The sequence below is a fragment of the Streptomyces sp. NPDC102283 genome (assembly GCF_044766265.1).
GTDB lineage: Bacteria > Actinomycetota > Actinomycetes > Streptomycetales > Streptomycetaceae > Streptomyces.
In genome coordinates this window covers 81,012-101,707 of record NZ_JBIWLQ010000020.1, presented here as the reverse complement: position 1 = coordinate 101,707, position 20,696 = coordinate 81,012, and the positions used below count along the sequence as shown (strand labels likewise).

At 72.7% G+C, this 20,696-nt stretch carries 9 protein-coding genes; 6 read left to right on the top strand and 3 right to left on the bottom strand.

Going from position 1 to position 20,696, the window contains the following annotated elements; translation table 11 throughout:
• Positions 1 to 253: 253 nt before the first annotated feature.
• The 4 genes from ACIRJT_RS31490 (at position 254) to ACIRJT_RS31475 (ending at position 4,612) form a co-directional block, all read left to right on the top strand.
• On the top strand, positions 254 to 1,561 hold the full coding sequence (locus ACIRJT_RS31490) for an ABC transporter substrate-binding protein (protein WP_403915899.1): 1,308 nt from the start codon (positions 254 to 256) through the stop codon (positions 1,559 to 1,561).
• A gap of 80 nt (positions 1,562 to 1,641) precedes the next feature.
• Positions 1,642 to 2,652: a carbohydrate ABC transporter permease gene (locus ACIRJT_RS31485; protein WP_403915896.1), complete on the top strand. Its 1,011-nt coding sequence runs from the start codon at positions 1,642 to 1,644 to the stop codon at positions 2,650 to 2,652.
• Positions 2,649 to 3,578: a carbohydrate ABC transporter permease gene (locus ACIRJT_RS31480; protein ID WP_403915893.1), complete on the top strand. Its 930-nt coding sequence runs from the start codon at positions 2,649 to 2,651 to the stop codon at positions 3,576 to 3,578. The genes ACIRJT_RS31485 and ACIRJT_RS31480 overlap by 4 nt, the downstream gene beginning before the upstream one ends.
• Entirely contained in the window at positions 3,575 to 4,612 is a 1,038-nt protein-coding gene (locus ACIRJT_RS31475) for a hydroxyacid dehydrogenase (protein ID WP_403915890.1), read from the top strand. The genes ACIRJT_RS31480 and ACIRJT_RS31475 overlap by 4 nt, the downstream gene beginning before the upstream one ends.
• Positions 4,613 to 4,693: 81 nt before the next feature.
• Here the strand turns inward: ACIRJT_RS31475 and ACIRJT_RS31470 are convergent, their stop codons facing one another.
• Together ACIRJT_RS31470 and ACIRJT_RS31465 are read right to left on the bottom strand one after the other, a co-directional pair.
• A complete protein-coding gene (locus ACIRJT_RS31470) occupies positions 4,694 to 5,563 on the bottom strand; it encodes a ketose-bisphosphate aldolase (RefSeq protein WP_403915887.1) in 870 nt (289 codons plus the stop codon).
• Between the two features lie 53 nt (positions 5,564 to 5,616).
• On the bottom strand, positions 5,617 to 6,504 hold the full coding sequence (locus tag ACIRJT_RS31465) for an SIS domain-containing protein (RefSeq protein WP_403915885.1): 888 nt from the start codon (positions 6,502 to 6,504) through the stop codon (positions 5,617 to 5,619).
• A 467-nt stretch (positions 6,505 to 6,971) separates the two neighbouring features.
• Here ACIRJT_RS31465 and ACIRJT_RS31460 point away from each other — a divergent pair, with 467 nt between their 5' ends.
• Entirely contained in the window at positions 6,972 to 7,325 is a 354-nt protein-coding gene (locus ACIRJT_RS31460; protein WP_403915882.1) for a PRC-barrel domain-containing protein, read from the top strand.
• Positions 7,326 to 7,546: 221 nt separating this feature from the next.
• On the top strand, positions 7,547 to 7,738 hold the full coding sequence (locus ACIRJT_RS31455) for a DUF4236 domain-containing protein (RefSeq protein WP_403915880.1): 192 nt from the start codon (positions 7,547 to 7,549) through the stop codon (positions 7,736 to 7,738).
• Between the two features lie 92 nt (positions 7,739 to 7,830).
• On the opposite strand, the gene ACIRJT_RS31450 is transcribed toward ACIRJT_RS31455, so the two are convergent.
• Positions 7,831 to 20,601, bottom strand: a complete 12,771-nt coding sequence (locus ACIRJT_RS31450) for an amino acid adenylation domain-containing protein (RefSeq protein ID WP_403915877.1) — start codon at positions 20,599 to 20,601, stop codon at positions 7,831 to 7,833.
• Positions 20,602 to 20,696: the final 95 nt, after the last annotated feature.

Below are 20,696 nucleotides of genomic sequence, written 5' to 3'. Positions count from 1 at the left end.
CCGCCGCCGCCGCCCGCCCCCGCCGGGCCGGCCCCCGGCGCCCCCCCCCCCCCCCCCCCCCCCCCCCCCCCCCCCCCCCCCCCCCCCCCCCCCCCCCCCGGGCCGGGGGGCGAATCGGAGGTGGAACTCCGGCTCACAGGTGATCGATTTGATTGAATTGGTCATTTGCTCTTGACGGCGATCACTTCCGCGCAAAATGATGTGTGCCGTTCACCTCATCTCCCGCAGTTCGAGGTCCCGTAGGAGTCGGCCCATGCTCTGTATCGCCCGCACGTCCCGCCTCGCCCTCGCGGCGTCCGCCGCCTCACTCGCCCTGCTCGCCACCGCCTGCGGCGGCGGATCGGGTTCGGACGCCTCGGGTCCCGGCGACGGCAAGCCCGTCACCCTCACCTTCTGGTCGTCCGCCCTGGGCGCCAAGGAGACGGCCGACGCGTTCAACAAGACGCAGACCGGCATCGAGGTCACGTTCTCCCTGGTGCCCGCGGGGCCCGAGGGCGTCACCAAGCTGTCCAACGCGGTCAAGGGCGGCAACGCCCCCGACGTGGCCACCATGGACTACTCCGCGCTGCCCGAGTACGCCAGCGAGGGCAACCTGGTGGACCTCACGCCCAGCTCCGGAGAACTGGTGAAGAAGGAGTTCCCCGAAGCGGTCCAGTCCCTGGTCAACCTCGGCGGCTCCACCTGGGCGGTGCCGTTCGACGTCACGCCCATCCAACTCTTCTACCGCAAGGACCTGTTCGAGAAGCACGGCGTCGAGGTGCCGGCGACCTGGGCCGAATACCGCACGGCCGCCGAGAAGATCCACCGGGCCGACCCCGACGTCGCCATCACCAACTTCGGCGGCGGCGACCCCGCCCTGCTCTCCGGACTCGCCTGGCAGGCCGGCGCCCAGTGGTACGGCACCAACGGCGACGCCTGGAAGGTGAACATCGACGACCCGGCCTCCCGCAAGGTCGCCGCCTACTGGGACGACCTCCTCACGGACGGCCTCGCCTCCAGGACCCCGCTCTGGGGCGAGGGCGAGGCCAAGGAGCGCTCCACCGGCAAGGTCGCCACCGTCATCGGCGCCGCCTGGAGCGCCGGAACCTTTCCCGTCAGCTACCCCGACAGCAAAGGCAAGTGGGGCATAGCCCCCCTGCCCACCTGGGACGGCGAGCCGAGCACCGGCATGTACGGCGGAACCTCCTACATCGTGCCCAAGGGCAGCGAACACACCGAGGCGGCCGCCGAGTTCATCAAGTGGGTCACCACCGACCCCGCGGCCATGACCGCACGCCTCAGCTCCCTCAAGGCCCCCAGCAGCGCCCTGCCCGCCAACGAGGGCATGCGCGCCGCGGCGGCGAAGGAGTTCGACACCTCCTACTTCGCCGGCCAGGACGTCTACGCCGTGGCCGGAGATGCCGCCGACACCATCGTGCCCGGCTGGACCTGGGGCCCGGTGCAGCAGCAGGTCGTCTCGGCGCAGATGGCCGCGGGCAGCGACCACACGAAGATGCTCAGTTCCGGTCAGGCGAAGGGCGAGACCGCTATCGCCGACCGCGGCCTGAAGCTCGACAAGTAGCCGCACGGCTGCCCGGGACGCTGTGCCGGACAGCCCGCGCCCCCCTCCCCGCCCACCCCAACCAGCCGAAGGAGCATCAGGTGGCAGCCCCACTCGCCCGGCCGGCCAAGACCCCGGCGCCCCAGGCCGCGCCGCCGCCCGCGGGGCCCGCGGCTCCCGCCGGTCCGGCCGTTTCCACCCGACCGGGAAAGCCGGGCGGCCCCGGCACCCGACACGGACAGCGCCGGGCGGTCGCCCTCTTCACGATCCCGTTCTTCGCCCTGTTCACCGCCGTCACGGTCCTGCCGATGATCTACGCGGCCTGGATGAGCCTCTACCGCGAGGAGTCCTCCGGCCTGGGATTCGGCGGTACCGAGCGGGTCTTCGCCGGATTCGGCAACTTCACCGAAGCCCTGGGCAACGAGGCGTTCCTCCGCTCGTTCGGAAACATCGCCCTCTACTGCGCGCTCTACATCCCCGCGATGGTCGGCGGAGCGCTCATTCTGGCCCTGCTCGTCGACTCGACCATGGCCCGGGCCCGCCGCTTCTTCCAGATCGCCTACTTCCTGCCGCACGCGGTACCCGGCCTGATCGCCTCTCTGATCTGGCTCTACCTCTACACACCGGGTCTCAGCCCCATCACCGACGCCCTCGACGCGCTCGGCGCCCAGTGGAACTTCTTCGGCCAGGACGAGGCGATCCTCTCGGTCGTCAACATCTCCGCCTGGCAGTGGACCGGCTACAACATGATCATCTTTTACGCGGGCCTCCAGGCCGTTCCCCGCGAGGTCCTGGAGGCGGCGACCGTCGACGGAGCCGGAGCCCTGCGCACCGCCCTCCAGGTCAAGATCCCCATGATCCGGCCCACCGTCGTCCTGACCCTGCTGTTCACCTGCGTCGGCGCCATCCAGCTCTTCGACGCCCCCAAGCTCGTACAACTGCGCGCCAACACCATGGGCGAGGACTGGTCGCCGACCATGTTCATCTACACCGCGGCCTTCAAGGGCCACGACTACGGCCTGGCCGCCGCGAGTTCCCTCCTTCTCGCCCTCGTCGCCAGCCTGCTGTCCTTCGTCGTCACCAAGCTCGGCAACCGGTGGAAGGCCTCATGAGCACCCAGACAGCCGCCCCCGACGCACCGCCCGCGCCGACGCCGCCCCGTCGCGCCGGACGCCGTTCCGCCCCGCAGCCCGACCGCCGGGGCCGGGGGATCACCTCCCGCGTCATGGTCAACGGCGTCCTCGCCGTCGTCGCCGTCTACACCCTGATGCCGCTGACCTGGCTCCTGATCGCCTCCACCAAGAGCTACCGGGACCTGTTCGCCACCAACCCGTTCAGCCTCGGCGACTTCCAGTTCCTGGCCAACCTCGACGCCCTCCTCGTATACAACGACGGGGTCTTCGTCCGCTGGCTGCTCAACAGCCTCCTGTACACCGTCGTCGCCTCCGGGCTCTCCACCCTCATCTCGGTGGCCTGCGGCTACGCCTTCGACAAGTACGCCTTCCGCGGCCGGGAGAAGTGGTTCGGGGTCGTCCTCGTCGGCGTCCTCATCCCCTCGACCGTCGTCCAGCTCCCGCTCTACCTGATGGCCTCCGAACTGGGCCTCGTCAACACCTACTGGGCCGTCCTGATCCCCAGCCTGGTGAACCCGTTCGGTGTCTACCTGGCCCGTGTCTTCTCCGAGGGGTACGTACCGGGCGAGGTCCTGGAAGCGGCCCGGATGGACGGGGCGGGGGAAGTGCGGACCTTCGTCAAGGTCGCCCTGCCGATGCTGGCGCCCGGCTTCGTGACCATCTTCCTGTTCTCCTTCACCGCGAGCTGGAACAACTTCTACGGCGCGCTCATGATGCTCAACGACGACCGGCTCTACCCGGTCAACCTGGGCCTCTACATGTGGAACCAGAACGTCTACCAGCAGCCCGAGCTCTACCCGCTGGTCATCATCGGCTCGCTGGTGGCCGTCGTCCCCCTGATCGTCGCCTTCCTCTGCCTCCAGCGCTTCTGGCGCTCGGGCCTCACCGCAGGAGCCGTCAAGTGAGTCACTCCGCCGCGCCCCAGCGGACCCGTCCCCGCACCGTCCTGGCGATGAGCGGCGAGACCCGGGCGGCGATCCTGGCACCGGAAGCCCTGGACCGGCTCGCCCGCGTCGCCGACCTCGTCCCCGGTCTCCTCGTCACCGACTTCGGCGCCGACGACCCCGCCCAGCGCACCGGGCTCCGCGAGGCCGAGGTCCTGTTCACCGGCTGGGGCTGCCCGCCGCTCGACCCGGCGGCACTGAGCGCCATGCCCCGGCTGCGCGCGGTCGTCCACGCCGCCGGCTCCGTCAAGCACCACATCACCCAGGACGTCTGGGACCGGGGCATCGCCGTCAGCACCGCCGCGACGGCCAACGCCCTCCCGGTCGCGGAGTACACGGTCGCGGCGATCCTCTTCGCCAACAAGCAGGTCCTGGAGAGCGCCCGCGTCTACCGCGAGGCCCGCTCCCGGGTGAACGTCCTGAGGCGGTTCCCCACCGTCGGCAACTACCGCCGCACCGTGGGCATCGTCGGCGCCTCCCGCATCGGACGCCGCGTCGTCGAACTGCTGCGCCCCTACGATCTGCGCGTCCTGGTCCACGACCCGTATCTGGACGAGGACGGCGCCCGGGCCCTGGGCGTGGAGCGCGCAGGCCTCGACGACCTGGCGGCACGGAGCGACGTCGTCAGCATCCACGCCCCCGAACTCCCTTCGACGCGGCACCTGTTCGACGCCGGTCGCCTCGCCCTCATGCGGGACGGGGCGACCCTCGTCAACACCGCGCGCGGCTCCCTGGTGGACACCGACGCGCTCGTGAAGGAACTGGTCACCGGTCGTCTGAACGCCGTGCTCGACCACACGGAACCGGAAGTCCTGCCCGCCGACTCGCCCCTCTACGACCTGCGGAACGTGCTCCTGACCCCGCACGTCGCCGGGTCGCAGGGCGGCGAACTCCACCGGCTCGCGGACGCCGCAGTCGACGAGCTCGAACGCTACGCGCACGGCTTGCCGTTCGCCCACCCGGTGGACCCCCGCACCCTGCACCAGCAGGCCTGACCCGTACCTCTGCCACCTCTGCCCGTACACCGGTCCCGCCCGCCGGGGGACGCCCCTGTCGGGACGTCCTCCGGCGTATCGTCACGCGGCGCGGACCCGACCCGAGGGCAGCACCGCGATCATCCGGGCCACCGTGCTGGCCATCGCGTCCCGGCCGTCCGCCAGATAGCGTCGCGGATCCACGCCCCGGTCGTCGCGGGCCAGTCGCTCCCGTATCGCTCCGGTCATCGCGATGTTGAGCGCGGTACCGATGTTGACCTTCCGGATCCCGCCCACCACGGCGCGGGCCAGTTCCTCGTCGGACGCTCCGGACGAACCGTGCAGCACCAGCGGAACCGGTACGGCCGCGCACAGGCCGGCCAGCAGACCGTGGTCGATGACGGCGTCCCGCGAGGTCATCGCGTGCGAGGTGCCGACCGCCACGGCCAGCGCGTCGACGCCGGTGGCCGCGACGAACGACCGCGCCTCGTCGGGATCCGTACGGGCCCCGGGCGCATGGGCGTCGAGCGCGGGCTCCCCGTTCTTCCCGCCGACCTGCCCCAGCTCGGCCTCCAGCCACAGGCCCCGCTCGTGCGCCCATGCGACGGCGGCGCGGGTGGCCGCCAGGTTCTCCGTGTACGGCAGCCGGGCGGCATCGAACATCGCCGAACTGAAGCCGCAGTCCGCCGCCCGGTGCAGCAGCTCGGTCGACTGCACATGGTCGAGGTGCAGGGAGACGGGGACGGCGGCCTGGTCGGCCACCTCCGCCGCGGCGCGGGCGAGCGGCCGCGGCCGGCCCCGGTGGTAGGCGACCGCGTTTTCGCTGATCTGCAGGATCACCGGCGATCCCGCCGCCTCCGCGCCCTCGGCGATGGCCTCCGCGTGTTCCAGGGTGATGACGTTGAAGGCGGCGACCGCACGGTGCTGTGCGGCGGCCTCGGCGATCAGATCGCCGGTGGCGGCGATGGGCATGGCGACTCCGGGGTGAGGGTCCGTCAGGCGGGGAGGGGCGGCGGCCGGGGCCGTCAGGCCGTGCTGCTGAGGATGACCGAGCGGGTGAGGTGGCGCGGCCGGTCCGGGTCGAGACCGCGGGCGTTCGCGATGGCCAGGGCCAGACGCTGCACCCGGACCAGCTCCGCCAGCGGGTCGAGGCCGCCGGCCACCCACCGGGCGCCGGTCGCGTGCACCTCGTCCATCAGTCCGGACGGGGCCTCGCCGAGCATCCAGGTCGCGGTGGAGCGGGTGGAGATGCTGATCGGGCCGTGCCGGTACTCCATCGCCGGGTACGCCTCGGTCCAGGCGAGCGCGGCCTCGCGCATCTTCAGCGCGGCCTCGTTGGCGAGCCCCACGCTCCAGCCCTGCCCGAGGAAGGTGAACTGGCTGCACTCCACAAGACCGCTGGGCAGCGGCTCGGCGAGCGCGACCTGGGCGTCCTCGACGACCGCGTCGGTGTGCAGGCCCAGATGGGCGCGGAGCAGGGTCAGCGCCGAGGTGGCGAAGCGGGTCTGCACGACGGACTTCTCGTCGGCGAACTCGAGCACGATCGTGTCGTCGGCCATCGCCGCCATCGGGGTGTCGGGGTCGCCGATGACCACCGTGCGGCGGGTCGTGTCACCGATCTCCCCGAGGAGCCCGAGCACCTCCGTCGTGGTGCCGGAGCGGCTCAGCGCCACGACCCGGTCGTAGGGGCGGCCGGTCGGGAACTCCGAAGCGGCGAAGGCGTCGGTCTCGCCCTGGCCGCTGCCCTCCCGGAGCGCCGCGTAGGCCTGGGCCATGAAGTACGAGGTACCGCAGCCGACGACGGCGATGCGCTCGCCGGCCGCCGGAAGCCGGTGGGCGAGCCCGTCCGCCATCCCGGCGGCCACCTGCCAGCAGTCGGGCTGACTGGCCAGCTCCTGCGCCACGTGCGTCATCTGTGCTCCCTGTTCCCGGCGATCTATGCTCGAAGCTGCATATTAGGCAAGCATTTCAAGCAATATCAAGCACGCGGCGACAGGTTCGGCGCGTCCCGGCTCGCGTTGGTCCTGGGCGGTGGCTGTGGGGCGGCTGCGGGCCGCGGAGGCCGGGTCCGGTCGGGGCGAGGGTGTCGGCGGGCCCCGCGGTTTCGGACTCGACGAGGGGCGCTGTTCAGCGAAGGTCGAGAAGGTTCCCCCGTGAGGCCGACGGAATCAGGCGCGCCACGGGTCGCCCACATTCCCCCTCATCGGATCGAAAAGAAAAAGATTTCGCGGACATGTGCAGCGCGACATGGGGCACGAGGCTGTCAGCGGTTGATGAGGGAAGGGCCGTTCGACCGGACGGTAAGCGAACTGGTGCAGCGCCCGCCTGAAGACAACCCCAAATACGTCATTGCGTTTCCGAACGAACGAAGGAGTTTTTCATGAGTGAGAATCTGTGGGGTTACCAGCCGACTGCCGGTCACACCGCCGGGACCGACCTGATCGGCTACAAGGTCGAGGCGACGGACGGCAGCATCGGCAAGGTCGACAAGCACTCCGACGACGTGTCGTCCTCGTATCTGGTGGTCGACACCGGCGTATGGATCTTCGGCAAGCACGTTCTGCTTCCGGCGGGCACGGTGAGCCGGATCGACGGCGACGACAAGAAGGTCTACATCGACCTCACGAAGGACCAGATCAAGGGCTCCCCGGAGTTCGACAAGGACAAGCACATCGGCGACGCGGACTTCCACCGCACGACGGGTGAGTACTACGGTCGCCACCGCCGCGTCTGACTTGCGCTGTGTGGGGCGGGCGGGGCCGGAAGCATCACGCTTCCGGCCCCGCCCGCCGTCGCCGTGCTCTTCGTGCCTCGCGGCGGGATTCCCCGAGCAGGGCGCCGGTGCGGAATCGGGCGCGAGAGGCATGCTAAGAGGAGAATCGAGCATATGTAGAGCAACTGGTCTGCGCTCAGCCGTAGTTCATTTGTGATATGCGTGGAGAAAAGTGAGAGCTCATGCCGCTGACATTTCGTAAGAGTCTGAGGATTTTTCCGGGTGTCCGACTCAACATCAATCGCAAGTCCTGGTCCGTCACCACTGGTGGCGGTAGGAGCGGCCCCCGCCATACCCGTAGCAGCACCGGTCGGCGGACCACCTCGATGAATCTGCCGGGCCCCTTCGGCTGGCGCAGGACGCGCCGTGGTTGATGGGAGAGACAACACGTCCGTCCGCGGACCCCGCGGTCGAAGAGACCGGGGGTCCGCGTTTCGCGGTGGTTCTCAGCGACGCGAGGGAACGGTCATGAACTCCAGTGGTGTTGCGCGAGCATGTCCGGAACGACGGTGCGGGTGAGCAGGTGCAGGGGCGCGGCGTGGATGCCGGTCGCCTCCGCCGCGTCCCAGTAGGCCAGTCCGGTGGCCGCGTCGACCGGACCGTGGACGAGCGGCACATCGGCCCCCGAGGCGTGGAGCAGGGACTCCAGCCGGCAGGACGCGATGGTGTCCGGCACCATCGGCTGCGCGAGGTATCCGGCCACGGCGGCGGCCGGGAGGCCCTCGGTCACCCGCCGTTCCGCCGGGCCGGCGCTCAGCAGCCCGCCGCCCACGACCAGGATGTCCTTCGCCCGTTCCATCCGGCCGATGGCGCGGGACGTGTCGAAGCAGTGCGGGAAGGAGTCGTCGACCACCGTCGTACCCGGCGCCAGACGGTCGATGTCCAGGAGTGCGCCGCCCCCGCTGACCGCCGCGACGATCAGGCGGGCGTCGTACACGGCGTCGGGTAGACCGTGATCCGACTCGACCACCTCCACGATCTCCACGAGGCCGCGTTCCAGGAGGTTCTCGGCCAGTTCCTTCAGCCGTGGCCCGCTGCCCGGGAGGTCACAGAGCAGCAGCCGGCCGGGAGGCCGCTGGGACCTGGTGAGCAGCAACTCCAGCGAGGAGGAGCCGATCGAGCCGAGCCCCACGAACGCGACGGTGAGGGAGCCCAGTTGCCGCCCGGTCGCGTCGAGAGCCGCGTGTACGGTCCGGACGACGGACACGACGGTCGCCGCGTGACCGGTGGTGACGGCGGGGGCGGTGGGAACAGCGGGGTCCATGGGGGCACCGGCGAAGGCTCCGGTCGTGCCGACGGCCCGCAGGACATCGAAGCCGTAGCCCGTGAGCGAGGGGATCATGCCCGCCAGGGAAACGGTCCGCGCACCGAGGGACGAGGCGAGCTCGACTCCCCGCGTGGTGTGCCCGAGGAGGTCGTCGCCGGGGGCGAGTTCGTCCGCGAAGAGCGGGACGCACACGAAGCCCGAACCGCCCAGCGGCGTCATCAGGGTCTCCAGCAGCCGTGGCCGCCCGTCCGGGAACAGCAGGCTCCGCACCTGCTCGCGCGGCAGCGCCTCCTCGGGCAGACCCGCCAGCCGGGCGAGGTCGGCCGGGGACGGCAGATACCCGACCAGCGCGGCGTCCAACGGTGCGTCCCGGCCGGGGCCGCCCGGGTCGTCGAGGCAACCGGGGCCGGGCCGGGGTGAGGCCGCCGCGTGCGCCAGCGTGTCGCGCACCGAGTCCGCGAACGCGGCCAGCGCCTCCGGAGTGAACGCGGTCGCCGCCGCGCGCACGGTGATCCGCAGCCGCCCGCCGTCCGGACCGGCCGCCAGGAACACGTCCGTACCGGCCGGTGGTGGCGTGTACACACTGTCGCCGCCCTCCCGGGTGACCGTCAGCCTCCTGCCGCTCTCCGGCCCCAGGGCGGAGAAGTCCAGATAGGTGAAGAAGAACTGCGAGGCCATGGGCAGGCCGTTGGACAACGGCGGCACGGCCCCCTCGTATGCCCGCGCCTCGGCGGCCTCGGCGGCGACGCGCCGCAGATCGTCCTCGAAACCCGTGCTGTCGGATCGCCTCGACGCCGGACCCGCCGGCCGCAGGGGAACGGCCGTGGCGAAGGGGCCGAACACCCGGTGTGCGTCGGGCAGGGCACGGTCCCGGCCGCTCACCGCGAGGCCGAGTACCAGATCCGACCTTCCCGTTATGGCCGCGAGCGCCCGGTAGTAGGCGGTGAGCACTGGCGTGTGGAGGGTGGATCCGGTGCGCGCCGCGAGCTCGCGCAGCGCCTCCACCTGGTCGGCGTCGACCGTGAACCCGCAGCTGTGGAAGAGCGGGCCGCCGCCGCTGTCCGGAGGTGTGCCGGTGACGGTCGCCCCGGCGGCGAGCAAGGGCGGCCGGTAGGGCGCGCTCAGCCGCGCCCACCGGTCCGCGTCGGTCGGGGCGCCCGGCCGAGGTGGCGCGGTCGGTGGGACGGAGCCCGTACCGGGGGTGGGCCCGGGGGCCGCCGCGGAGGGAGCCGTGGCCGTGGCCTTGCGCTCCGCGAGCTGGAGGGCGTGGTCGCGGAAGGTGCTGCGCAGAGGGGCCGGGGCCGGTTCCTCGCCGCTGGACAGGGAGTCGTACCCGGCCGTCAGCTCCCGTACCAGGAGGGCGGCGCTGTAGCCGTCGCCGATGATGTGGTGGGCGTGTGCCACCAGGACGTGTTCGTCGGGTGCGACGGTGAGCACCCGCAGGCGCAACAGGGGCCAGGCCCAGGGTTCGAAACGGCGTGCCCGTTCTGCGGTGATCCGCTCCGCCACCTGCCCCGGGTCGGTGAGGGTCTCGAAGTCGACCGGCAGGCGCAGTGAGGACGGAAGCTCCTGCTGGACCGGCGGGCGCGCCCCGGCGGGGAAGACGGTACGGAGCATCGGGTGGCGCTCGACGAGCGTGTCCACCGCGCTCTGGAAGCGGGCGGTGTCGAGGCGGCCGTGCAGACGCAACCGCGTGAGCCAGGAAGATGTCGTGCCCGGTGCGATGGCTTCGGCGAGCAGAAAGCCCCGCTGGGTGGGTGTGAGCGGGAAGGGCGGGGGAGCGGCGCCCGGATCGGGCGTCCCGGTGCGGCCACCACTTGCGTCGCGTTCCCGGGGCGACGCGTCCGCCGCGGCGTCGGAGGCGTCCACAGCCTCCAGAGCGCCCACGCCGGCATCCGTGGCATCCGTGGCATCCGTGGGGTCGACGGGGGTGACCCCCGCTGCGTCCACCGCGGACGCGAGAGCCGCGAGTGTGCGGTTGCGGTAGATGGCGGTCGGCCGGGGGAGCGGACCTCCCTGCTTCTCCAGCCGGGCGAACACTTCCAGCACGAGAAGGGAGTCGCCGCCCAGGACGAAGAAGTCGTCCTCGCGGGACACGTCGTCGGCCTGGAGCAGGGCTGACCAGATGGCGGCCAGCCGGACTTCGGTGGGAGTGCGGGGCGGTGTACGGACGTCGCCCGCGCGCACGCCGCTGCCGGTGTCCGTGTCCACCCCGGGCGGTTCGGTCGCTTCCTGGAGTGCCGGAAGCCCACGCCGGTCGATCTTGCCCGTGCTGGTGAGCGGCATCCTGCCGACACGGGTGATCCGGGACGGAAGCATGTACGCGGGCAGTGACTCCGCGAGATGGAGCCGGAGCGCCACGGCGTCCGCTCCGCAGGACGTCGGCCCCGGTGTCACGAAGGCGGTGAGGCGTCCGTTCTCGGCGAGGACGACGGCCTGGGTGACGTCGGGGTGGGTCTGGAGCACCGCCTCGATCTCCCCCGGCTCGACCCGGTTGCCACGGATCTTCACCTGGTCGTCCAGCCGCCCGAGGAATTCCAGGACGCCGTCCTCGGAACACCGCACCCGGTCGCCGCTGCGGTACCAGCGGAGACCGCGCCGAAACGTGAACGCGGCCTCGGTGAGGGCCGGTTCGCCGAGGTAGCCCGGGGTGAGGCCGACTCCGGAGATGAGGAGCTCACCGGCCTCGCCGGGCAGCGCCGGCTCCCCGTCGGGGCCGACGACCTCCACCTCCGCGCCCGAGACGGGACGGCCGATGGGAAGCCGCCGCACCTGGTCGCCGGGCCGGGCCCGGATGATGTGGCAGCTCGTGTTGATGGTGGCCTCGGTCGGGCCGTACAGGTTGGCGATGTGCTGGCCGTCGCCGAAGAGGTCGAACCAGCGGCGTACATGGGCGGGCGACAGGGCCTCGCCGCCCACATGGATCCACCGGAGCGCGGACAGGTCCGGCGGCGGCGCGCCGTTGCGTACGCGTTCCTCGGAAGCGCCGAGGAGCTGTTCCCAGAGTGTGGGGACGGAGCTCCAGACGGTGATCCGGCTGCGTACGACGTGGGTCAGCAGCCGGTCGGGATCGCGCAGCAGGTCCCAGGCCACCGTGACCACGGTGGCGCCGACGAGCAGCGGGGCGAGGAGCTGGCGGACGGAGGCGTCGAAGCAGGGCGACGCGGTCTGGGCGAGCCGGTCGTGCTCGGCGTATCCGAAGGTGTCGATCGCCCAGTCGAGGTAGTTCTCCATCGAACGGTGGGTGATGGGCACGGCCTTGGGGCGGCCGGTGGACCCGGAAGTGAAGATCACGTAGGCGATGTCGTCGGCGGCGACCGGGCCGTCGGGTACGGGGAGTCCCTCCGGCGACAGGACGGGACCGGCGACCCGGTCCGGGCCTCCGGCAGGCTCGGAACCCGCGCCCCTGCAGGGCGGCGCCGAAGCGTCGACGGACACCAGGGCGACGTCGCCGAGCGCTTCCCCCACCGCCCGGGTGGCGGCGTGGCAGAGCACCGTACAGGCGCCCGAGCGTGTGAGCTGGTCCGTCAGCCGTGCGGTGGGGTGGCCGGCGTCCAGCGGAACCCAGCCAGCCCCGGCGCGCAGGACCGCGACGACCGAGACGACGGTATCGGCGCCGGGTTCGGTGAGAAGCCCGACGAGGCTTCCCGGGGTGACGCCGCGGGCCAGGAGCGAGGTGGCGAGGGTGTGGGAGGCACGGTCGAGTTCGGCGTACGTCAGGGTGGTGGCGCCGGTGTCGACGGCGACCTCGTCCGGGGTGGCCCGGAACCGCTCGAGCAGCCGACGCACGATCGTGGCGGATCCGGTGCCGGATCCGGCACCGGTGCCGTGGACCGGCATGGGATCCGTGACGGCCGGGACGTCGGACCGTGGCTCGACGAGTGCGGCCAACTCGTCGTGGAAGTCCAGATCCAGGCGGGCCACCGTCGCCGGGTCGAAGAGCCGGACGGGGAAGTTCCACGAGAAGCGCAGCACCGCCTCGTCCTGCCAGCACAGCAGGCTCAGACGGGTCGCGGCGGTGGCGGTGCCGGCCGCGGTCGGCCGCACGCTCACCGGACAACGCCCGTCGAGAGCGGCGGGGAAGCGCGAGAAGCTGAAGCCGGCCGGGCTCACCGTCCGGGGGCCGGACCCGGACGGGTCCGCCGGCAGCAGCCGGGCCAGGTCCAGGCCGGTGAGGCTCGCGTGTTGCTCGCTCTCCAGCCAGATCCCCGCCAGCCGCTCGGCAAGGGCCTCCACCGACTCGTCCGGGTCCGTCCCGCAGAGCAGAGGGAGGGTGTCGGCGAGCGGCCCCACGAGCCGGTCCAGGCCCGCCTGGCGATCGTCCCGGCGGGCGCGCGCGACGTTCACCGCGATGTTCCGTTGTCCGCTCCACCGGGCCAGACAGCGTACGTGCACGGCGAGCAGCAGATGGAAGAGGCTCACCTCGTGAGCGGCGGCCCGCCTCGCCAACGCGGCGGTCAGCACCGGGTCGAGGGCGCTCTGGTGCGTGGTCATCGGCGCCGCGGGCAGGGCGGACGGATCACCGTCGTACGGCAGTCGCAGCGGTTCGCCCAGGGAGTCCAGCCGGCGCGACCAGTACAGACGGTCGGCGGCGAGGGCCCGCACACCGTTCGTGGAGGACCGTTCGTCGGAGGCGGCCGCAGCGTACCGAGCGAAGTCGGTGCCGAGCTCGGGCAGGGTCGGTGGGAGCCCCTCGGCGAGGGCGGTGTAGAGCGACCAGAGCTCTCCGGCGAGGACGTTGAGGCTGTATCCGTCACCGGCCGCGTGGTGGATGACCAGGACCAGATGCGACAGCTCCGGGTTCTCCCGGGCGAGGAGCGCGCGCACGGGAGGCTCGGCGGAGAGGTCGAACGGCCGGTTGCACAGGGCCCTTTCGAGCTCCTCGATGCGGCCGGTCAGCTCGCGGACCTCGTACCAGGCGGACAGTGCGGCGGGCGGCGCGACGTACTGCGCCGGTGTCGCCGAGCCGCTCCCGTCCCCCGTCTCCTCGTCGGTCCTTCCGGTGCTGGCGGCGCTTACGGTGCTTTCGATGCGGATCCGGAGCATGTGGTGCCGGTCGGCGAGCACGGTGAGCGCCCGGCCCAGGAGCTGGGTGTCGAGGGGGCCCCGGACGGTCTGGCGGACGTAACCGCGGGCAGGGACGTCCGGGTGGAGCCGACTGCTGGTGTGCAGGGCCAGTTGGACGGAGGTGAGCGGGAAGGCGAGCCCGTCCGGCACGGGAGTCGCGGCGGGCGAGAGGGAGCGCGTGGAGTCGGCCGGCGGTGCGGGGGAGGACGTGGTGTCGAGGTGCGCGGCCAGTTCGGCGACCGTCCGGTACTCGAAGAAGAGGGTGGCGGGCAGCGGCCTGCCCAACTCCCGTTCGAGCTGCCTGACGAGGTCGACGGCGGCGAGCGAATCCAGGCCGAGGGCGAGGAACGGTTCGTCGTCGAGGACCCCGGCCTCGGGCAGACGCAGCGCCGAGGCCAGCAGCCCCCGAAGCAACGCCGCGGTGCCGGTACGGGGTCCGGCGCCCGCGCTCGTACTGCTGTTCACACTCGTGCCGGTGCGGGGTGCATGGTCCGAGGGCGTCGGTTCCGTGCCGGGTTCCGTTCCCTTGGATTCCGTCGGCGCGGTCGGGCCCGCCATGACCGCGGGCCCCGAGGAGGGTGTGAGGTCGGCGATGAGCAGCTGCGCCGCGTCGATGCCGCACGCCGTACGGAGCGCCGCCAGCGCGGGACCGAGGGCAACGGGCCGTCCCCCGGGGCTCCGCACGGTGGTGGAGCCGCCTCCCGCCCCCGTTCCGAGGGCCGCCGCCATGCCCGTGCCGGTGAGGGCCGCGAGGTTCACCGACTGCCAGGGCCTGCCGGCGTGCCGTTCCGACGCGGCGAACGCGTCGAGGAAGGCGTTGGCGCCGGCGTAATCGCCCAGCGCTCCCGCCAGGCCGGGCAGCGCGGCGCTGACGGAGGAGAACGCGACACGGACCGCCGGGTCGAGGCCGTGCCGGCGCAGTGCCAGCGAGAGCAGCAGACTGCCCCGGGTCTTCGCGGCCAGGGCTTCCGCCGTCTCCTCCGCGCGCCTGCTGCGCAGGGTGCCCGGCCGCACTGCCCCCGCGGCGTGGAAGAGGCCGTCGAGGCGGGGCAGTCCGGCGAGCAGTGCGTCGACGTCCTGCTCCACCGAGACGTCGGCCACGCGGTAGTGGACAGTGGCGCCCAGCGAGCGGAGTTCCTCGGTCAGTCCCGCGGGAGGACGGGGGGAGCGCCCGGCGAGTACGAGGGTGGGGCCGCCCCGGCCGGCGAGGTCCCGGGCGAGCGCGGCGCCGACTCCGCCGCAGCCTCCGGTGATGAGGAAGGTGCCGTCGGGCGGCAGCGGTGACCGCGGCGCCCCGTCCGGTGCTGTGGAGCCGCTCGACAGTGGTGCGAAGCGGCGGGTGAGCCTGCGCCCCGAGCGCCAGGCCACGGTGGTGACCGAGCCCGGCGTGCCGGCGCCCGATTTCAGTTCGGCCAGCTCGGCCAGAACGGCGGTGAGGCGCTGGGACGGGGTGTCCAGTGAGCAGAGGTCGAGCGCGGTGGCCGCGGCGCCCGGAGTCTCCTGCGGCAGCGCCAGCAGGAGTCCGCCGAGCACGGCGTGGGCCGGCCGAGGCCTTTCCCGTACGGCCCCCGTGGCGTGGACGTCCTCGGTCAACACCAGCAGCCGGTCCGCGCGCGCCTCGTCGAACCGTGCGAGGGCCTCGCCGAAGGCGGCCAGCGAGGCGTCCTGGGCCCGGCCGAGCGCGTCGGCGGTGTCCTGGCCGGGAGCGGGACCGGCCACCAGGACCACGGCATCCGGCGACCCGTCGCCCGCTTCGTACATCCGGACCCCCTCGGCGGAGAGCTGCGAGGCGAGCCGGTCGACGTACGCGGCGTCGGGCCCTGTCAGCAGCACCGAACGCACGGCCGCCGTTGCCGTCCCGGGCAGGGCGGCGTTCTCCCACCGGACCCGGTGCAGCAGAGGGAACGCCGGCGGATCGGCCCAGTAGCGGCTGCGCTGGAACGGGTAGGTGGGCAGAGGAATCCGGTGGTGCTCCGCGTCGAGCGCGGTACGGTCCAGCGGCACGCCGTGCGACCACAGGCGGCCGATGGTTCCCAGCAGGGCCCTGCGCCCGCCGGGCCCGTCATCGGGGAGCCGTTCCGCGTCCGTGCGACCGCCGGAACGTCCCGGCAGGGCGCACACCACGATCGGTCCGCCGATGGGTGCGCTGGGTGCGCTGGACGTGACGGAGTTGCCGGAGTTGCCGGATGTGCCGGATGTGCCGGATGTGGCGGACGTACGGGACGTTCCAGCCACGCCGGCGCGGTTCACCGGTAGGTCGGCCGCGTAGGCCGCCGTCGTCGCGCGGACCGCACCCGACAGGGTCGCGCCGTGGCCGACCTCCACGAACGTGTCGTACCCCTCCCGGGCCAGGCGCTCCACGGCCGCCCCGAACCGCACCGGACGCTCGGCGTGGTCACGCAGGTACTCCGGGCCGAGGACCGGCTGCCACTCGGCGGTGACGGTGCTCATGAGGGGAACGGACGGGATCTGCGGCGTCAACGCGCGGGCCGCGTCGGCGAGCCGGTCGGCGACCGGCCGCATCAGCGGTGAGTGGAAGGCCCGGGAGACCCGCAGCCGACGCGTGGGGAAGCCCAGGGCTTCGAGGTCGGTGGCGGCGCGCTCCACGGCACGGACGCCCCCGGAGAGGACCTGGAGCCCCGGACCGTTGTACGCGGCCACGCCGAGCGCCCCGTCGGACTCCGCCACCGCCGCGGCGACGGCCTCCTCACCTCCGTGGACGGCGATCATGGCGCCAGGTGCGGTGAACGCGCCCATGAGACGGCCGCGTTCGGCTGCGAATCGCACCGCCTCCCGGAGAGTCAGCACCCCGCTGACACAGGCGGCGGTGATCTCCCCGACGCTGTGCCCGGCCACCGCGTCCGGCTCCACGCCCCAGGTGCGCAACTGACGGGCGAGCGCCACCCCGGAGGCGACGACGAGCGGTTGCGCCACCTCTGTCACAGCCTGCGCCGCGGGGTTCACTTCCCGGTCCAGCGCCCAGTCCAGCAGGGGCCGCCCGCACACCGGGCCGAGGAGCGTGGACGCCTCGTCGAGCGTGTCCCGGAACACCCGCGCCGTCCGGTACAGCGCCCGGTCCTGGGCGGGGAACTGCGAACCCTGACCGGGGAACAGAAAGGCCACGCGCGGCCGGGAACGGACGAGGCTCCCGGCCTGCCCGCCCGGCTCTCCCGTTCCGGCGGCGGCGATCGCGGAGAGCTGGTCCCGCAGATCACCGTCGGCGATGACGGCGAGCCGGTGGGGCCCATCGTCCCGGGCCGTGCTCGCTGTCCGGCAGACGTCGCCCTCCCGCAGATGCGGACGGCTTTCCAGGTGCGTGGCGAGCCGGACCACGGAGTCCCGCAGCGCGCCCGCGCTGCGCGCCGACAGGGTCAGCAAGTGAGGACCTTCGACGGCGACTTCACCCGCGACACCCGCCGACCGGGAGACCGTGGCAGCCGTGGCAGCCGTGGCAGCCGGGGACCGCGGGGGCGGGGCCTGTTCGAGGACGGCATGGGCGTTGGTGCCGCCGAAACCGAACGCGTTGATCCCCGCGACGAGGGGCTCGGCGGACGTCCAGTGCCGGGCCTCGGTCACCGCGGTGAAACCGGCGGCAGCGAGGCCCGGCGAGGCAGGGGCGTGATGCAACGACGGTGGCAGCCTGCGGTGGCCCAGCGCCAGCACGACCTTCACCAGCGCGGGCAGTGCGGCGGCGTTCAGCAGATGCCCGATGTTGGTCTTCACCGAACCGACCAACCGCGGTTCGCCGTCGGGGCGTTCGGGAAAGGCGTGGGCCAGTGAACGCAGCTCGATCGGGTCCCCCACGGCCGTGCCGGTCCCGTGGGCCTCCACATAGCCCACCGAAGCGGGATCGACGCCCGCCGCCTCGTACGCCCGGGTGATGACCTCGCGCTGCCGCAACGGGTTGGGCGCCATGAGGCTCATCGACCGGCCGTCGTTGTTGACGGCCGTGCCCCGGACCACCGCGAGCACCGGATCGTCCGCGAGGCGGGCCGCGTCGAGGCGCGTCAGGACGATGGCCGCGCCGCCCTCTCCGGGCACGAAGCCGTCGGCGTCGGAGCTGAAGGCGCGGCTGCGCCCGGTGGGGGAGAGGGCCCCGGCCTCTTCCAGCAGCCGGTGCGGGGCCGAGGTCAGGTGGAGGTTGACCCCGCCGATGACGGCGAGGTCGCACTCGCCGTCCAGGAGGCTGCGCCGGGCCAGGTGCAGAGCCACCAGGCCCGAGGAGCAGGCAGTGTCCACCGCCAGTGCGGGACCGTCGAGGTCGAGGCTCTGGGAGACCCGGGCAGCGACGAGGGCCGGCAGGTTTCCGGTGAGCACCCCGGGCAGCGGGGAGCCGTCGGCCGAGGCCCGCTCCAGGACCTCCCGGTAGCCGGAGTCCCCGACCGCCGCGAACACACCGATCCTGCGACCGCGTCGGCGGGGACCCGCGTATCCGGCACGTTCGAGTGCCTCGTGCGCGAGTTCCAGGAAGAGCCGGGCCTGCGGGTCGAGTGCGCGTGCCTCGTCCTCGCCGATGCCGAAGTAGCCGGCGTCGAAAGCGGCCGGATCCTCCAGCAGCGCAGCCCATCGCTTCCGGGGAGCCGCCGGTGTTGCTGGAGCTGCCGGAGTTGACGGAGTTGCCGGAGCCGATCCCGGTCGGGCACCCGGAAGGTCCTGGCCGTCGTCCCATCGTCCACGTGGTACGGGGGCGACGGCGTCGTGCCCGTCGACGAGCAGGTCCCAGAAGGCTTCTGGGCTGTCGGCGCCGGGGAACCGGCAGGCCATCCCGATGACGGCCGCAGCGGTGGCGGCACCACGGGGCCCGGTCGCGTCCACCGCGGCCGTTCCTCCGGTCAGCTGTGGGGCGCCCTCCACGGCTTCCCCGTCGGATGCTTCCTCATCGGGCGCTCCCGGGCCGGATGCTCCAGGGCCGGGCGCCACCGTCAGAAGGTGACCGGCCAGCGCGGCCACCGTGCCGTGGTCGCGGATGACCGCCGGCGGCAGTGTCACACCGAAGGCGTCCTCCAGCGCCACCAGCACCTCCATCGCCTTGAGCGACGTCCCCCCGAGGCTCCCGAACGGCTCCTGTGCCCCGATCGACCCGGCGGGCCGGCCCAGGACCCGCGCCCACACCTCCCGCACGACCTCGACGGTCTCCGCTCCGGATCGGGGCGCCGTCGTGAGAGGTCCTGCCGCAGGCCGTGCGGCTCCCGCCGGACCGGGTACGGCCGACGGGAGACCACCGCCGTCACCCGCGGCGCCCTCACCCGCCTCCGGCCCACCGGGCCGCCGCTCACCTGACCCGAACGCACCCTCCTCGAAACGCTCCCGCAGCCGCCGACGTTGCAGCTTGCCGCTCGTCGTACGCGGGAACGCGCCCGGCGGCAGGGCCAGGACCCGCACATCGTCGTGGAGCAGGGCCTCGCGCACCCGGGCGGCGACGCGTTCGAGTACCTCCGCCGCCCCGCGCGGGGGCCGTGCCCAGGGGACGAACACCACGACGCGCTCGGCACCGGTGACCGGGTCGGTCGACCCGACCACCGCCGGGGCGCCGGGAGGGAGCCCGGGCGTCGCGGCAGCGACCTCCTCCATGTCCGTGGCGTGGAAGGTGCGGCCGTTGAGGAACACCACCTCCTTGTGCCGTCCCGTGACGCACAGTCGGCCGTCCCGCAGGAATCCGAGATCACCGGTGCGGAGCCATCCCCCGGCGAACACCTGCGCGCTCACGTCGGGAAGACGGTGGTAGCCACGGGCCAGTTGGGGGCCGCTCACCATGATGTGCCCGGTCCGCCGGTCCCCGAGGACGGTGCCCGCGTCGTCGACGATGCGCACGGCGCAGCCGGCCACCGGCCGCCCGACGTCCATCAACTCGACTGCCCCTTCGCCCGGTTCGGCGTCCACCGCCACGCCACGGCTCAACGACGCCCGGTCCAGGACCAGGGGCTCGGCCACTTCCCCCGGCGGTGGGAAGGTCACCGCCAGGGTCGCCTCCGCCAGGCCGTAGACCGGCTGGGCGGCCGCCGGATCCAGCCCCGAGGGCCTGGTCCTGTCGGCGAAGGCACGCCACACCGCGGGCGCGATCGGCTCCGCCCCGACCAGGATCAGCCGTACGGCCGAGAGGTCCAGCCGGGCCAGGACCTCGTCGGGAACACGGCGTACGGCCAGCGCCAGGGCGAAGTTGGCCGCGGACAGCACCGTGGCCCGGTGCCGGGCCGCCACCTCGAACCACAGGCGGGGCCGCTTGGCGAACGACAGCGGACCGATCTTGACCTGCCGGGCCCGGGCGGCCAGCGGAGCGAGATGGGTGCCGATGAGCCCCATGTCGTGGAAGTACGGCATCCAGCTGACCACCACGTCGTCGGGGCCCAGCGCCGAGGCGGCCCGTATCTGCTCCAGATTGGCCAGCACCGCGCCGTGCGTCACCTCCACCCCCTTGGGCGCACCGGTGCTTCCCGAGGAGAACTGCACGAACGCGACGTCGTCGAGCCCGGCGGCGACAGGCTCCCGCAGTACGGGTCCCTCCCGAAGGGCATCGAGGGTCAGGGTGTGTACGGCGTCGGGGAGTTCACCGGTCAGCGATGCCGTCGAGGCGTCCACGACGACCGGCGGCCGCCCCAGGTGCTCCCAGACGGGCAGCACCCGACGGGCGTCCGGCGCCAGCGGAACCGGAACGAGACCGGCCGCCACCGCACCCCAGAACATCGGCTGGAAGTCCTCGCTGCGGTCGGCGAGCAACGGCACACAGGTCCCGGGTGCCACCCCTGCCTCCCGGAAGCCTCCGGCCACGCGCAGGGAATCTTCCAGGAGCTCGCCCAGACCGACCGCCAGCTCGTCGCCGTCCCCGCGGACATGCACGACGACCTGCCCGGGAGCCTCACGGACCGCGTCCAGTAGTACATCCAGCAATGTCATGTCGTGTTCCACCGGTCCGTCGGTTCGTTCCTCGGAGAATGATCTTAAAAACGCTCAGGTCGCGGGGAATCAGCCGTCGGGAGGAGAGCGCATGCACCCTGGGAGTG